We start from the raw sequence: 15,504 nt of genomic DNA, 5'->3' as shown, positions 1-15,504 counted from the left end.
GCCATTGCATTAAGTTGCATGGCTCTTTTTGCTATTTCATTAACTGATGAATAAATAATGCGAAATCATATATAAGTGGGGCTAAAAATACAGTCATAATTCCAGCAAGTCCTATAGATAAAGAACTCATGGCTCCTTCAGTTTCGCCTATTTCTAAAGCTTTTGAGGTTCCAACGGCATGAGCAGCAGTTCCTAAAGATATTCCAACTGCCAATTCATTTTTGATTTTAAATATCTTACAAACAGTAGGGCCTACAATTGCACCAGCTATACCAGATATTATAATTGCGATAACTGTTACAGGAACTATACCATTTAGGGATTTAGAAATTTCCATTCCTATAGGAGTTGTAACAGATTTAGCTAATAGGGATTTTATTAAGGTTCCATCTAGACCTATGTAGTAGGATAAAACTATTATACTAGCTATTCCAACAGAACTTCCCACTAAAATACCCACTGTAATAGGTATTGCATGCTTTTTCAATAAAGTTATCTGCTTATACAAAGGGACAGCTAAAACTACAGTAGCAGGACCTAAAAACATATTGATAAATTTCCCACCTTCTTCAAAGTTTGAATAATCAATTTTGAACAAGAGTAAAACGGATAAAACAATAACAATAGCTATTAAAAGAGGGTTAAAGAGAGGAAATTTAGTTTTCCTATATAAAAATAGTCCTATTTCAAAAGCAATTAATGATAATATAATTCCAAATAAAGGAGAGCTTATTAAACTACTCACTTTTTTCACTTCCTTTAGTATTTTTATTTGATAGATATTGTACTATGGTTCCAGTTGATATAATTACTATAATAGTAGTTAAAATACATACAACAAGAAGCTTGTACCATGAATCTTTAATAACAGCTACAGAGGTTATTAATCCAACTCCCGCAGGTATAAAGAAAAAACTTAAATGATCAAGAAAGAAATTTGATACTTTTTCAACTTGATTAACTTTAACAATGTTAGTTAATAATAAAGTAAGTAAAATTAACATTCCTAATATGTTTCCTGGTATGGGTAAATTAAGTGCTTTAGATAAAAATTCACCTAAAAAATATACACTTAAAATGATCAGCAATTCTCTAAATAATTTCATATTAATCCTCCTTGAGTATACAATTAACTTTATCACCATAGAGAAGATAAGTAAAATTTCAAATTGATATAGAATATATAGCTAAAACAATTACATTTTGAAGTTTTAATGGGACAAGGGGTAATTTAATAAAAACTAAAGAGAACCAAGGTTTAGGTTCTCTTTACATAAAAACATCTAATTTAAAAATTGTTAGTTATCTTTTTTTCTACAAACCAAACAGCTTTATACATTAAATAAGCGATTATAGAAAGTAATATTATGCTCATCATAACCATATCAAGTTGTGCTACCTGACCACCATAAACTATTAAAAATCCTAAACCTTCTCTTGCAACTAAAAATTCACCCATAATTACACCAACCCAAGAAAGTCCAACATTTATTTTTAAAGCAGAGATTAAAGTTGGTATAGAAGCTGGAATAATTAAGTGTTTGAGAATTTGAAACTTATTTGCACCAAAGGTTTTTAATAGAAGAATCTTTTCTTTATCAACTTCATTAAAACCAGAGGCAACACTTATAATAGTAACTATTATAGAAATTAAAAGAGTTATAACTATTATTGACTTAATCCCATTACCTGCCCAGAATATTATAATAGGAGCTAATGCAACCTTAGGTAATGCATTTAAAACAACTAAATAAGGGTCTAAAACTTTAGCTGTAAAGGGGGAAGTCCATAGTACTATAGCAACCAGTGTACCTAAAACTGTACCTAAGGTAAAGCCAATTATGGTTTCATAACAAGTTACCCATATATGCCTTAGTAATATGCCGCTATTATAAAGTGAAATTGTTGACTTTACAATTCTACTTGGTGAAGAGGTTAAAAAAGGATCTATCCATTTGCTGTCAGCAGCTATCTCCCACAATAGCACAAAGGCAACAAGAATAAAAACCCTAACAAATCCAACCTTGAATTTTTCAATTTTTAAATTTCTAAGATAAAGTTTTTGACTTTGAGATATTTCGGCTTTATTATTGTTCATCTAAATCCCTCCATATTTCATCAAAATATTTTCTGAAGTTTTCCTCTTTTCTTTTTTTGAAAGGAGTATCTGCATTAGGAGAGAAGACTAGATTTAATTCTCTTTTTATATAAGCTGGCCTTTTTGATAATATAATTACCCTTTTAGCTAAAGATATAGCTTCACTTATATCATGAGTAACCATAATAGCAGTTTTGCCTTCATTTTTAATTATTTCATAAACCTCATCACAAACCTTAAGTCTAGTTTGATAATCCAAAGCAGAAAAAGGTTCATCTAAAAGTAATAACTCTGGATCTAGAGTTAAAGTTCTAATTAAGGCAACTCTTTGCCTCATACCTCCAGATAAATCAGAAGGTAATCTATCTTTAAATTCCCATAAAGAATAGGACTTAAGAAGTTTCTCAGCTTTAAGAAGCTTTTCCTCACTAAGTTGATGTTTTATCTTTAATGGAAGAAGTACATTATTCCACACAGAAAGCCATGGAAATAGATGATCCTTTTGAAACATATATCCCATCCTATCTTTGTGTAGTTCTATGGACTCACCATTAAAAGTGATTTCACCAGAGGAGGGAGCTATAAGTCCACTTACGATGTTTAGTAGTGTAGATTTTCCACAACCAGAAGGGCCTAAAATAGTTATAAATTCACCCTCAGATAGTTCAAGATTTATATTATTAAGAGTTTTAACTTCTCCAGATTTTGAATGATAGTTTAAATTTATATCTTTAAGTTTTAATAAACTCATATTCTCACCTGCCTTTAAAATAATATGTACAAGGAACAGTTAATAGTTAATAGTGAAGAGAGAATAGTTAAGAGTTAAGGATAAAATTCGACTACATTAACTCTTAACTATAAATTATTAATTTTTTATTATTTAGTATCAGAACATAAGAATACTATTTACTTAATTTAACTTCACTAACTGCTTTTTCAGAAAAACTATTATTAACTATCTTATTAAATTCAGGACGTTTAGGCATAAGAGAGCTGTCATAGGATTGTATAATATCCATTAACTTAGTTAGGTTTTCTTCCTTAACTGTTGGAAGCTCTGCAAATGCTTCAGCTTCTCTATAATTTTTAACAACATTAACTAAGATTCCTTCATCTGTTCCAGGGAAGAAAGAGGCTATAGCTTTTGCAACTTCTTCATCTGAAGCTTTAGCTACCCATAATTGACCCTTATAAATTGCATTAGTAAAGGATTGAATGGTATCAGGATTATTATCCATATAAGATTTTGTAGCAAAAAATCCAGTATAAGCAATAGGACCTGCTTCTTTTCCTATAGAGCTAACAATATATGCGCCTCCATCTTTTTCTAAAACAGAAGCTGTAGGTTCGAATAAAGCAACATAATTTCCAGTGCCTGCCTTAAAAGCAGCTGCTGTAGCAGTAAAATCTAAATTAGTAACAAAATTAACATCAACGCCAGGTTTTAATCCATGATTCTTAAGAACATATTCTAAAGTCATTTGAGGAACACCACCAGGCCTTCCACCTATTACAGTTTTACCTTTTAATGAACTCCAATCAAAATTCTTCTCATCACTTCTGCTAACCAAAAATGAACCATCTCTTTGAGTTAAAGTTGCAAAAAGTACAGGATAATCTTCTCTACCTTGATTATTAATATAAACAACTTGTTCTGGACCTGCAAAACCTATATCAGCATTTTTACTAAGAACTTGCTGCATTGTTTTGTCTGCCCCTTGGCCAGTCGATAGATCTATTTCTATACCTTCTTCCTCAAAGTAGCCTTTGTTTATAGCAGCATACATAGGTGCATAAAAAACTGATCTAACAACCTCATTTAATCTAACCTTAGTAACATCTTTAGTTCCCTCAGAAGGTTTCTTAGTACAGCCGCCTACAGTAAGTATTAAAACAAAAGTAAGAACAATTGATAAAAAAGCTTTTAGTTTCTTCATTTAATATCCTCCAATGTGTAAAATCAATCTAATTTATAATATGATTTCATGGGAGTTAATGTTAATTTTTGGTGAAAAAAATAATCACCTATGCACTTATGCCCTGTAGAGACTTCTTCTCAAGTCTCATTAAATTCCTTTTAAGCTATGCACCTATGACCTGTAGAGACTTCTTTTCAAGTCTCATTAGATTCCTGTTAACCTATGACCTGTAGAGACTTCTTCTCAAGTCTTATTAGATTCCTGTTATAAAAGGAGTGAATAAAAATGAGAAAAATAGGGTTATATAATTCAAAAGTTGAAGGATGTGAATGCTTAAAAGATTGTGATTTAAGTATGAGATGTATTTTAGTAAAAGTGGCTGTAAGGCGCATGAACACTATATATTCTTAGGAATATTAATTTTTATATTTTTAGGAATATATATTGTTATATTAAAGCTATAAATGAATCTAATGAAGATATAAAAAAAGCTTAAAGCATATTTAAATTCTTTAAGCTTTTTCTTATAAAATATTCATTGAAGAGGATTGTCTATTTTAAGTTTTAGAAGATCCTCTGGAACATTTAAATAATGGGAGATTTCTTTTAAAGTCTGTCCAATGAAATTCTTGAAATCATTTGGTATTATAAGTTCAGCAGCAAATAGATTAGCTTCTCTTTCAAGTTTATCAACATTAAAAAATGTATTTTTCTTTAGGAAGGTACAATTTGTTTTCTTATGTAAAATAGCATGTCCAAGTTCATGTGCACAGATGACTTTTTGAAGTTCATCTGAAAGATTACAATTTATATAAATAAATTGATTTCTTTTCTCATACTGATAGAGACCATTTATTTCTTTATGAAGATCTAAGATGTAGCAATTTACTTTTAGTGCATCACATAACTCAAAAGGATCTCTAGTATGATATTTCTTTACAATCTTATCAATCTCTCTTTTTATAAAATGCAAGACTCATACCCCCTGTATTGACCATAACTTTTACTACTAAAGATTCAATGGTGCGAACTTTTTGGAGTGAATTTTTTATTTATAATTTTAGCATGACGAACTCCGAAAGCTAAAGTATCTAAAATACTATCTATAGCTTCTTTTGATACTGGCTCCCCAGACAACATAAATCCTTCAGAGCTTTCCATTAAATCTTGTCTTAATTTATTTATTCTTTTCTCAATATCCTTTTCATCTTTAGCAGTTAGTTCTTTATTTTCTTCAGATAAATAGCCTGTTAGTTTCATAAGGTATTTGTAAGAAACATCATAAGCTTTGGCTATTAGTTCTAGTGTTTCAGGAGTAGGTTTAGTTGGAATGTTGTTCCTTGGATCTACGCCTTTTTCTAAAGTATTTAAATATGTATGGCTTATGCCAATTAGATTAGCCGCATTTCTTAAGCTGAGTTTAAGCTCTTTTCTTTTGTTTATCAAAAAATCCTGTAGATTATTCATTTTATACACCTCAGTATCATTGTAATTCATGCATTACTAAAAGGGAAGAACTTTTTGGAAAAATAAAGTAAAGCTTGATTGACAATATTTAACTCCAGTATTACACTATAAATAAAGGATGGTGTTATACATGAAGAACAGAATTAAATTATTGAGAACTGAGAGAAATTTAACCCAGGAAGAATTAGCTGAAAAGCTAGGAATTGCTAGACCCACATTATCTAATATAGAAAGAGGGAAGTATACTCCTAAAGGCAATTTAGTAGTCAAGATAATTAAACACTTTGGAATACCAGTTGAACAAATATTTTTTGATGAAGATGTAAAACAAGAGTAACTAAATAACTATATAAAGCTAAAAGAAGCAATTGACTTTACATAAGTAAAAACAACTGCTTCATACAACGATATGGGTAAGAGCTCTGGTACAGCTCTTACCGTTACTATATCACAAATTGAGGAAAGGAGTAAGGGTTTTTGAATATAAAAATTCTTCAAGATTATTTAAAAAGGTGCAAAAATATGAGAATAGAACCAACTTGGAGAGGACTAAATAATTTTAAATGGTTCTATTTTTAAAGGAGGAAATTATGGCAAAGTTTAGATATATTTACACAGATTTTTGGAACGATCAGAAAGTAATTGAAAGATTCACACCAGAGGATAAACTTTTTATGCTATATCTTCTTACAAATAAATATACAAAACAGATTGGAGTTTACAGAATACCACTAAAGGTTATAGCTTTTGAGATAGGCTATAGCACTGAGAGTATTAATTCTATGATAGAGAGATTTATGAATCAATATAAGCTTATTGTTTATGACAAGGAAACAAGTGAAATAGCTATAAAAAATTGGGGTAAATACAACTTAAATAAAGGTGGTACCCCTATTGAGTGCTGCATTAAAGCTGAACTAGAGGAAGTTAAAAATAAGAACCTGCTTCTATATGTTTATGATGGAATAAAGAACGAAAAGCTTAAAGAAATATTTAAAGAACATATAGATAAGTTTAAGGATATTAATAAGGATACCTACACTGATAGTTGTCATAATGTAAATCAGGATTTCTATAACGACACCTCTGACGTTACTAACAACGATACCAATGAGGATATGTCCAAGCATTATTATGAAAAAGAATTAGAAAAAACATCAGAAAATAACAAACAGCCAAGTAGAGCCATTTCTACGATACGTACCAGGACACGCGGGGAAAATGAAAATAAAAAAGAAAATAAAAATGAAAATAATAAACACCTTATAAAAAACGATGAAAGTTATAATCCTCATACTACGGGGGCGATTACCTCATATAAAGCATCTGAGAGTGAGTCTAAAAATGACTCAAGTAAAGTGACCTATGAAGAAATAATAGATTGCTATAACTCTATTTGTAAATCCTTACCTAAGGTTAAGGCAAGGTCTAAAACTCGAGAAAAGTATATAAAAGCTTTTTATATAAAACTTAAATCCATAGAAAAAATTAAAGAGCTTTTCTCCATGGTTGAAGCAAGCGATTTTCTAACTGGGAGAGATGGAAAATGGGGAAACTGTGGCTTTGATTGGATCATAAAAGAATCTAATTATATAAAAATACTTGAGGGTAATTACGCTAATAAATCAAACTTTAGGAATTCTAATAAGGGTAAGTTAAGGTTTGATAATTTTAGTGGGAGAAATTATGACTATGACTCTTTGGAGAAGAAGTTACTTGGATGGGAGTAATAGTTACTTTATATCAGTGAATATGGTATAATTACCAGTAATTAGAGATAAGTAAGCTTAAATAACAGAGAAATTTTAAAACTTAAGGAGTTTATATGAAAGGTAATAAATTGAGTAAGATCTTATATATAATAGCTGTATTACTAATTGTGATTTCATTTGTAATGAGAGAATCTAATGGTATAAGAATTTATAATTTAGCATTTGTTATTGGGATAATGGGATTAGGAATTAAGGCTGTTAGAAAATATAAAGATAGTAAAGGCGTTTTTATGATTGTTTTAGTTTATGTGCTTTTAGCTATGCCATTTATATATTCAGTATTTAAATAATTCATTTTAGTTTCTTTTTGACTATGGGTATTTTTTTGATTTTTGCTCTGTATATGCATAATGTGAGGTATAGATAATATCTGTGTGAGCTATAGTTTATACTTAAGTTAATTTATTAATAAGATAGTGATAATGCTAAAGGATAATGATGAGTTACAGATTGTGACGAAATTAATGGAAAGGAGTGAGAAGAAAATGCAAATGTGTGGGGATTGCATGAAAGTTTATGATGAATCTGAATATTCAAAATGCCCGTTTTGTTCTGATGATAGTGACGAATATACGCATGTTATTGTGTTTGATAGAGATGCTGGTGTAGCAAAATCAGTACCAAAGAAAGATGCACATCTTTATAGATAAATAAATAATAATTTATTTATGTTCAGTATATGGCACAGCAGTAGTCATGACCATTATTTAAATCTTCGTCCATCAGAACTAAATCGTGGACATTCTCTTAAAGTTAATGTGAAGCTCCGTCCCAACCCCAGGCAGTAATGCTCTGGGGTTTTATTGTGTCTATTTGCTTGAATGAGAGGGTTTTGATTCAATTAGCTAAAAATGAACCCTCTTCTGACAAGAATTAGTTTTTAACACAAACAGTAATAATTATGACTGAATATAATTATAACCTCAAGCACATAAATGACTACTTATTAGATTCCTTTATATTTTTAATTAATTTGTCTATATCAAATCCTACGTCTTTAATCTGATTAATTAATCTTTCAACATCCTCAGGTGATAAATTATAAGGATATTTTTCATGAATTTTAACGACGTTATTACCAGAACTAATATATGAGATATATTTTCTACAAAGCAGGTAGTCTATGGATACATTAAAGTAATCTGCAATTTTGATTAAAGTGATCGTATTAGGTAAGCTAGCATCACTTTCCCACTTTGTTACAGCAAGATCAGTTACATTAAGAATTTTTCCTAGTTCTACTTGAGTTAATCCCTTTTTTTGTCTTAAGCTTTTTATTCTTTTACCAAAAGTATTCATAACAATCCCTCCATTGTTAAATTATAACAGTTAATAAACTTTCTTAGCAAGTTCATATTTAGGAAAAACATGGTGACTACTCAAAAATGCCATAATAAGATATATACAAAACAAATGTTTTTAGTTGCTTGGTTTATCATTTAATGAATTTGGTATATAATATTATAAAAGTAGTTTTCTTTAGGAGGTACGTGGAATGGTAGATAAAGATATAAATTTATATGATATTTTTATAAATTACTCATATAGTCAACTGAAAGAGTTATTTAAGAACGCAAAAACAAAGGAAGAGCAAGATTTTTATATGACTTTATCTAACTTAGTATTGCAAAAAGAACAAGCTAAGGTTATAGGTAAATAGTATGCCAACTTATACAATTTTTGCAGGAGTTAATGGGGCTGGCAAAACCTCAATATATAAATTTATTTATTATGATGAAAATAAATATGAGAAAAGAATAAATACTGATGAAATGGTTGCTAGAATCGGTTCTTGGAAAGATAATAATCTTCAAATGAAATGTGCAAGGGAAGCTATTAAGTTAGTAAAACAATATATTTTAGAAGGCATATCATTTAATCAAGAGACGACACTATCTGGCAAAAGTATAATAAGGAACATAAAGGTTGCAAAAGAAAAAGGTTTCTATATAGTTATGAATTATATAGGTGTTCAAAATCCTGAAATTGCTAAAGAAAGAGTGAAAATTAGAGTAAGTAAAGGTGGACATGGAATACCTGATAAAGATGTAGAAAGAAGATATTATGATTCATTAAATAACCTAGATGATGTAATTAAAATATGCGATGAAGTCAATGTATATGATAATACAGAAGAGTTAAGAGAAATTATGTATTTAAAACAGGGTAAGATAATATGGACAGATAAAAAAATACCTAATTGGGCAAATAATATATTGAAAAATAGCTAGTGAAAACTTATTAGATTTTACTAGCTATTTTTTCTTAAGTAATAATATAATCCCTTAAGAAAAAGGATCTTACAAAGAGATAAATAGTAGTTCATATTAATATAATTAATTAAACAATAATATAGATTGAGGGAATATCTTGGCAGAGGAAGAGAGTATACTATATTTTGATTTAAACATAGGAAAAAATTATTTAAGCGATTGGAAAATATCACTAGCATTAAGAGAAATAATCGCAAATGCATTAGATGAAGATGAAAATGCTATTGTAGCTATTAAGAATGAAGGTATTGTAATTAAAGACAAGGGAAAAGGCTTAAAACCTGAACATTTTATTTATCAGGAAACTGAAAAAAGAGATCGTGATGATAAAAATGGAAAATTTGGGGTAGGGCTTAAAGATGCAATAGGAGTTTTATCGTCAAGAGGAATAAAGGTAGAGATTAAATCAAAGGGATATAGATATAATTTTGAAATGAAAGAAAAGAATAAGGGAAGTGGATATGAAACATTACATGCGACTATAAAGGAAATAAAAGAAGATTAATTAGAGGGAACTGAATTTAGAATTTTTAACTGTTCTAAAAGTGCAGTTGAAGAAGCTAAGTTACAATTTATAAAATTTCAAACCCCACAAGTTCTAGCAAAAACCATAAAAGGTGATGTTATTGATAAGGGGATACCATGTTAGGTGCTGGTGACCAAGGTACAGTCTATGGCTATGCCACCAATGAAACAAGTGAGAAGTTGCCATTACCCCTTGTTCTATCTCATGCCATTTGCGAAAAGCTGGATAAAGTGATGAAGAATGGTGTGATTAAGGATATTGGCCCAGATGGTAAGGCTCAAGTGACAGTGGAATATGAAGATGACAAACCAAAACGAATCAAGACCATTGTTGTATCTGTTCAACACGGTGCAGATAAAGATCTAGATGTTTTAAGAAATGAAGTCATCTCGCAGGTGCTTTGGCCTGTCTTTGAAAAATACCCCTTTGACGATGAAACAGAAATACTCATCAATCCGAGTGGGAGGTTTGTAGAAGGTGGACCCGCTGCAGATACAGGTCTAACGGGAAGAAAGATAATGGTAGACACTTACGGTGGTCTTGCAGCTCATGGTGGCGGTGCGTTTTCAGGAAAAGAACAATTAGTGAGAATATTAAATCCAGGCGATTTCACTGGAGAGCTTGCCTTGTTTCGCGAATCAATTCAGGAAGCATATGCAGAAGCAATGAGTGATACCGATGTATGTATGATTAGTAGAAATGATTTGCAAGAATTTTTATTAAAGTACCCTACTATATCTTTGAAGATTTTATCGGAATTCTCTAACCGATTAGAAACATCAGAAAAACAAACAACTAGATTTGCCACAGAGAAGGTAGATACTAGATTAGCACTGTTTCTTGCAGAATGCATGGAAAGCGGAGATGGTCCAATGGAAATTGAATTGCCAATGAGTAAAAAGGATTTAGCCTCTTATCTAGGAACTACTCCAGAAACTATTAGTAGAAAGTTAGCTGACCTTGAAAATGAAGGATATATAAAACAAAAATCAGGTAGAAAGATTGAGATTTTGGATTTAGATGGATTGTTGTTGGTATAGATGTGATAATATAAAGTAAAATAGTAGTAAAAATTATTAAAACATTTAAAAAAGACTAAACTTGATTTAGATCAATTTAATTTCTTTCAATCTATAGTATTATATAATCAAGATAAAGAAAAAATAAAACAAGAAAGAAGGAAAAAAATATGTCAAGACAATTAAATTTTAATCAAGTAAAGGAAACTCATTTAAAAACATTAGCACAATATGTTCCAGTTGTAGCAAAAGTTCATGGAGGAAATCATCCAGAATTCTACCAGGTTCGTAAAGTATATGATGAACTTGCAAAGAAAGCAAAAGATGCGGGAGTAGAAAAGCCGGACTTAAAAGAGGAGTTTGTAAAATTACGTGAAATCACAGATAATTATACAGTTCCAGGTGATGTATGCGAAAGTTATGAAGCAGTATATAACATGTTAGCAGAATTAGATAAAGCATATGAAGCATAAAAGAAAATAAACAAAGCAATGAAAAGATATAAATAATCTAATAGGGAGGAGTATGAATATGCAAAAATTTATATTAGGAAGAAAAAACCATATTACAATAGTAAGTGCAATTTTAATAATAATTGCATTTGTCAGTAAATTAGGCTTCGAAAACGAACAAATAGCCATATGGGCATTAGTAATTGCTTCAATTTTGGGAGTTTCACCTATTGCGATTCAAGCGTATCAAGCATTAAAAGTCAAAGTAGTTAGTATTGATGTTTTAGTTACCATTGCAGTTATCGGAGCCTTTATAGTTAGAAACTACGAAGAATCAGCAATTGTTACATTTTTATTTCTATTTGGAGCTTATCTAGAACAAAGGACACTTAATAAAACACGTTCTGCAATTAAAGAATTAACTCAAATGGCACCAAAAAGTGCCTTAAAACAAGTGGAAAATGGTGAGTTTGAAGAAGTAGAAATAGATGAAGTTGATGTAGGAGATATTTTGCTTGTTAAAACGGGTGCAAAAATCCCAGTTGACGGTACAGTGTTAACAGGAGAAGGGCATATTAATGAAGCAAGTATTACAGGAGAAGCGGTTCCTGTAAGTAAAAAGAAAGATTCGGGGGTATATGCCGGAACAATTTTAGAAAATGGAACTATTCAAATCACTGCTGATCGTGTAGGTGAGGATACTACTTTTGGTAAAATCATTGAGTTGGTTGAAGAAGCACAGGATTCAAAATCAGAAGCAGAACGTTTCATTGATAGATTTTCTAAATACTACACACCAGCTGTTTTAGTTCTCTCTTTTATTGTATGGATATTTTCAAGGGATATTGAACTTGCAATTACAATATTAGTTTTAGGATGTCCAGGAGCATTGGTAATCGGTGTACCGGTTTCAAACGTCGCGGGGATTGGCAATGGAGCACGTCATGGAGTCCTTCTAAAAGGTAGCGAGGTTATTAGTGACTTTAGCAGACTAGATACCATGGTATTTGACAAAACAGGTACATTAACAATAGGAAATCCCAAAGTAGCTGATAAAGAAATTTATGCAGATAATGTATATGAAGTATTAGGGTATCTAGCAAGTGTTGAAAAGGAATCAGATCATCCATTAGCAAAAGCAGTTGTAGAATATATTGGAGATATAAAATTATATACAGTTGAAAAAACAGATGTTGTAAAAGGTGGAGGAATTGTAGCTCATGTAGAAGGTCATAAAGTTGCAGTCGGTAATGTGGCACTAATGGAGCAAGAAAATATTCTTTTAAGTGAAAAAGCTCGTGCAGATATTGCCAGATTTGAGAAAAATGGAAATTCACTTGTTTTAACATCAGTTGATGGTGAATTAAAAGCATTGATGGGTATTCGTGATCAAATTCGCCCGGGTGTAAAAGATGATCTTAAAAAGTTGAAAAAACTTGGTGTTAAAAATCTAGTAGTTCTTTCTGGTGATAACCAAGGAACAGTTGATTTAGTAGCACGTGAACTAGGACTTACAGAAGCTCATGGACATATGTTGCCAGAAGATAAAGCAACATATATTAAAGAGTTACAAGAAAAAGGTCAAATTGTGGCATTTGTTGGAGATGGAGTAAATGATAGTCCTTCACTAGCTCTAGCACAAATTGGAATTGCTATGGGAAATGGAACAGATGTAGCAATCGAAACTTCAGATGTTGTTTTAATGAATTCAGATTTCAGCCGCTTGCCACATGCATTAGGTTTAACAAAAGCAACCGCTAATAACATGCTTCAAAATATTATTATTGCAGTAGGGGTTGTATTAGTCCTTCTTGCCAGCGTATTCTTTAGTGAATGGATGAACATGTCAATCGGTATGTTAGTACATGAAGCAAGTATATTAGTAGTGATTTTAAATGGTATGAGACTTCTTCGCTATAAATTAAGAAAATAAAAATAAATAAAATTCTTGATGTAAATCAATTTATTATAGATAATAATAGTATATAATACAATTAACATAAACTAAAGGAGAGATGAAAAATGCAAAAAGCAACAATTCAATTAGAAACATTAACATGTCCATCATGTATGCAAAAAATAGAAAATGGAGTTAAATCATTAGATGGAGTAGACAAAAAAAGCATAAAGGTGCTATTTAATTCAAGTAAAGTAAGAGTGGAATATGATGATGAAAAAGTATCTATAAAAGATATTGAAAATGCCATCGATAAATTAGGATATGAAGTTATAAAATCTCAAGTAAAAGCTTTATAAAATAAGAGGGAATAAGTTTGGTTTTAATGATATCAGATGCTGGTTAATGTCATCTACGGTAAAGGACACAGTTACCAAGTTATAATGTCGTTGATATCTTCCCACACACGAAAGCCCACAGTGGATATGTTCTCACAAAGAGAATTTCTGATAAAAATATTTTGGTTACTAGTATTTGACAGCTATAACTTCCGCTCAAGCCATGTTGAGACAGTAGTAATGATGTCAAAAGTGGAAAAGTAAAAGGCTTGAAAGTGTAGTAAATAAGGGGTTCTGCATATTTTGCTGATTAGCAGAATGGCAGAACCCCTTGTAAAATCGGTACTTGACGGGAATATATCAACCGATAGAAATTCGCATTGTTTGGTAGACAAGTGTGCTTTTGGATAGGTTGTGGAGATAGAAATGTTGTAAACTATCAGCAAATAATTCACTTGTGGCATATGGTGAAAAAAATGAATACTTCCGTTTTTTGGCATTGAAATTCTTTTTGTTTTGCTCACAATTGGAGAAATCGGGGTATTCTGAGAAAATACAGATAAACACCTATTATTCTGAGCTTTCAATATCTTTTAACGTTCTACCATCAGAAGTTTTCCACATAATATTTCCGTTTGTACTTGCATATGTTACAAAAGCTGCGGCAGATGAGGGACTACTCAATAGTAAGTTCTCTTTTACTGCTCCGCTAACATCAATTTTATCTGCTAATTTTTCTCTTAATTTCAGAATTGTATCTGGGCAACTTTTTGTTGGTGAAAGAGACACCATACTCCCAGCATAAATTATAAAGCCGTCACTAGTTCTCTTTCCTGTGGCATTTGCTTTTCCTGTGTGTAGATATAAAGCTGGTTCTTCCCCTTTTGAAACAAGATGTGGTGTTTGAGATAGTGTTGCGTCTATAGCTTCAAATATCTTATGACCCAATGTACCCATAACGATTTTAGCATAGTCGATAAACTCTTCGAGTTCACTTTCTTTTTCCTCTGTTATATTTCCAGGGGTAGGGTCGTTTCCATTTTTAATATCATAACGATTAGCTTCTAATGCCATTTTACAAAAACGATTTTCTAGATAGCTTATCTCTGTTGGACCAAAAGAATTATTGGAGGTTGTGAACACGACAGCCTCTGTCCAATAATCCTTATCTGGGTTACGCTTGTGTTCTTGTAAGCGATATAATATACCTTCACCATTTTTTCTTGCTCCTGCTTGACCGATATAAGCGATATTATCTCCAGTTTGATCAGAAACCCCAAACAAGAAATAAACCCCACTTTGTTTTAAATCATCACGTTCTCTACATTTTTCAAGTTCTGTACGTGGTATTTTATATGCAACGCCTGTCCAGTTAGCAAGTGTACATTTCATTCTACCAGTTGCTGTTCCATCCATTAGAAAGAGATTTATACTTTTCCCTCTTGCCATTTACTATTTCCTCCTCACTTAAACTCTAGTGTCTGTTGATTGCGAATTTCCTCCCGGAGTATAAGTGGAGTTGAAAACATAATCAAGCAACCATCTTTTAAACGATTGATTGTTTTTGTTCCTAACATCATCTTGGAATGCAGTATAGAGTTCCATACCAGAAGTCATTGTTTTCAATATTGCTTCAAATGTAGCACGATCACTTTCGTCACGTGCATTTTGTGCGTCAGAATACTTCATAGCGTTCTGATATGCCTCATCATTCTTTACTGGTGTTAGTATAAAGTAGTG

At 31.1% G+C, this 15,504-nt stretch carries 22 protein-coding genes; 12 read left to right on the top strand and 10 right to left on the bottom strand.

Annotated features, from left to right (window positions below; translation table 11 throughout):
• Positions 1-31: 31 nt before the first annotated feature.
• From B3N22_RS07225 to B3N22_RS07205, 5 genes are all read right to left on the bottom strand, one after another.
• The gene (locus B3N22_RS07225; protein WP_238906173.1) at positions 32-745 is read right to left on the bottom strand and encodes an LrgB family protein; all 714 of its coding nucleotides are present in this window, start codon (positions 743-745) and stop codon (positions 32-34) included.
• The gene (locus B3N22_RS07220) at positions 738-1,106 is read right to left on the bottom strand and encodes a CidA/LrgA family protein (protein WP_181600546.1); all 369 of its coding nucleotides are present in this window, start codon (positions 1,104-1,106) and stop codon (positions 738-740) included. Before B3N22_RS07220 ends, B3N22_RS07225 begins: the two co-directional genes overlap by 8 nt.
• 182 nt (positions 1,107-1,288) lie before the next feature.
• Positions 1,289-2,098, bottom strand: a complete 810-nt coding sequence (locus B3N22_RS07215) for an ABC transporter permease (protein WP_286905886.1) — start codon at positions 2,096-2,098, stop codon at positions 1,289-1,291.
• Entirely contained in the window at positions 2,088-2,849 is a 762-nt protein-coding gene (locus tag B3N22_RS07210) for an ABC transporter ATP-binding protein (protein ID WP_073021963.1), read from the bottom strand. The genes B3N22_RS07215 and B3N22_RS07210 overlap by 11 nt, the downstream gene beginning before the upstream one ends.
• Positions 2,850-3,003: 154 nt before the next feature.
• Entirely contained in the window at positions 3,004-4,038 is a 1,035-nt protein-coding gene (locus B3N22_RS07205) for an ABC transporter substrate-binding protein (RefSeq protein WP_286905884.1), read from the bottom strand.
• 267 nt (positions 4,039-4,305) lie between these two features.
• Here B3N22_RS07205 and B3N22_RS07200 point away from each other — a divergent pair, with 267 nt between their 5' ends.
• On the top strand, positions 4,306-4,431 hold the full coding sequence (locus tag B3N22_RS07200) for a hypothetical protein (RefSeq protein WP_286905882.1): 126 nt from the start codon (positions 4,306-4,308) through the stop codon (positions 4,429-4,431).
• A 124-nt stretch (positions 4,432-4,555) separates the two neighbouring features.
• Here B3N22_RS07200 and B3N22_RS07195 read toward each other — a convergent pair whose 3' ends face one another.
• Both B3N22_RS07195 and B3N22_RS07190 read right to left on the bottom strand, forming a co-directional pair.
• The gene (locus tag B3N22_RS07195) at positions 4,556-4,993 is read right to left on the bottom strand and encodes an ImmA/IrrE family metallo-endopeptidase (RefSeq protein WP_286905880.1); all 438 of its coding nucleotides are present in this window, start codon (positions 4,991-4,993) and stop codon (positions 4,556-4,558) included.
• A gap of 44 nt (positions 4,994-5,037) precedes the next feature.
• Complete coding sequence (locus B3N22_RS07190) at positions 5,038-5,487, bottom strand: helix-turn-helix domain-containing protein (protein ID WP_238906157.1); 450 nt, start codon at positions 5,485-5,487, stop codon at positions 5,038-5,040.
• A gap of 130 nt (positions 5,488-5,617) precedes the next feature.
• Between B3N22_RS07190 and B3N22_RS07185 the strand changes: the two genes are divergently transcribed.
• From B3N22_RS07185 to B3N22_RS07170, 4 genes are all read left to right on the top strand, one after another.
• A complete protein-coding gene (locus B3N22_RS07185) occupies positions 5,618-5,824 on the top strand; it encodes a helix-turn-helix transcriptional regulator (RefSeq protein ID WP_286905877.1) in 207 nt (68 codons plus the stop codon).
• 253 nt (positions 5,825-6,077) lie between these two features.
• On the top strand, positions 6,078-7,217 hold the full coding sequence (locus tag B3N22_RS07180; RefSeq protein ID WP_286905875.1) for a hypothetical protein: 1,140 nt from the start codon (positions 6,078-6,080) through the stop codon (positions 7,215-7,217).
• Between the two features lie 95 nt (positions 7,218-7,312).
• Entirely contained in the window at positions 7,313-7,549 is a 237-nt protein-coding gene (locus B3N22_RS07175) for a hypothetical protein (RefSeq protein ID WP_286905874.1), read from the top strand.
• Between the two features lie 195 nt (positions 7,550-7,744).
• Positions 7,745-7,909 carry a hypothetical protein gene (locus B3N22_RS07170; RefSeq protein WP_286905873.1) on the top strand — a complete coding sequence of 55 codons (165 nt, stop codon included), beginning with the start codon at positions 7,745-7,747 and terminating at the stop codon, positions 7,907-7,909.
• Between the two features lie 289 nt (positions 7,910-8,198).
• On the opposite strand, the gene B3N22_RS07165 is transcribed toward B3N22_RS07170, so the two are convergent.
• Entirely contained in the window at positions 8,199-8,558 is a 360-nt protein-coding gene (locus B3N22_RS07165) for a helix-turn-helix domain-containing protein (RefSeq protein WP_286905872.1), read from the bottom strand.
• Positions 8,559-8,754: 196 nt separating this feature from the next.
• Between B3N22_RS07165 and B3N22_RS07160 the strand changes: the two genes are divergently transcribed.
• The 7 genes from B3N22_RS07160 to B3N22_RS07130 all read left to right on the top strand — a co-directional run bounded on the left by B3N22_RS07160 (position 8,755) and on the right by B3N22_RS07130 (position 13,785).
• Complete coding sequence (locus tag B3N22_RS07160) at positions 8,755-8,919, top strand: hypothetical protein (protein ID WP_286905870.1); 165 nt, start codon at positions 8,755-8,757, stop codon at positions 8,917-8,919.
• Between the two features lies 1 nt (position 8,920).
• Entirely contained in the window at positions 8,921-9,490 is a 570-nt protein-coding gene (locus tag B3N22_RS07155; RefSeq protein WP_286905868.1) for an ATPase, read from the top strand.
• A gap of 139 nt (positions 9,491-9,629) precedes the next feature.
• Positions 9,630-10,037, top strand: coding sequence for an ATP-binding protein (locus tag B3N22_RS07150; RefSeq protein ID WP_286905866.1), 408 nt, complete (start codon positions 9,630-9,632; stop codon positions 10,035-10,037).
• 137 nt (positions 10,038-10,174) lie between these two features.
• Positions 10,175-11,098, top strand: a complete 924-nt coding sequence (locus B3N22_RS07145; protein ID WP_286905864.1) for a methionine adenosyltransferase domain-containing protein — start codon at positions 10,175-10,177, stop codon at positions 11,096-11,098.
• A gap of 149 nt (positions 11,099-11,247) precedes the next feature.
• Positions 11,248-11,550, top strand: coding sequence for a hypothetical protein (locus B3N22_RS07140; RefSeq protein WP_047001639.1), 303 nt, complete (start codon positions 11,248-11,250; stop codon positions 11,548-11,550).
• A gap of 52 nt (positions 11,551-11,602) precedes the next feature.
• On the top strand, positions 11,603-13,462 hold the full coding sequence (locus B3N22_RS07135) for a heavy metal translocating P-type ATPase (protein WP_286905859.1): 1,860 nt from the start codon (positions 11,603-11,605) through the stop codon (positions 13,460-13,462).
• A gap of 89 nt (positions 13,463-13,551) precedes the next feature.
• Positions 13,552-13,785: a heavy-metal-associated domain-containing protein gene (locus B3N22_RS07130; protein WP_047001637.1), complete on the top strand. Its 234-nt coding sequence runs from the start codon at positions 13,552-13,554 to the stop codon at positions 13,783-13,785.
• Positions 13,786-14,334: 549 nt separating this feature from the next.
• Here the strand turns inward: B3N22_RS07130 and B3N22_RS07125 are convergent.
• Positions 14,335-15,213: a GIY-YIG nuclease family protein gene (locus B3N22_RS07125; protein WP_286905853.1), complete on the bottom strand. Its 879-nt coding sequence runs from the start codon at positions 15,211-15,213 to the stop codon at positions 14,335-14,337.
• An 18-nt stretch (positions 15,214-15,231) separates the two neighbouring features.
• On the bottom strand, positions 15,232-15,504 hold a 273-nt coding region (locus B3N22_RS07120), incomplete at its 5' end, for a hypothetical protein (protein ID WP_286905851.1).

Source organism: Clostridium sp. UBA1652 (genome assembly GCF_002320975.1).
GTDB classification, from domain to species: domain Bacteria; phylum Bacillota; class Clostridia; order Clostridiales; family Clostridiaceae; genus Clostridium_T; species Clostridium_T intestinale.
This window is presented reverse-complemented; position numbering and strand designations above follow the sequence as displayed.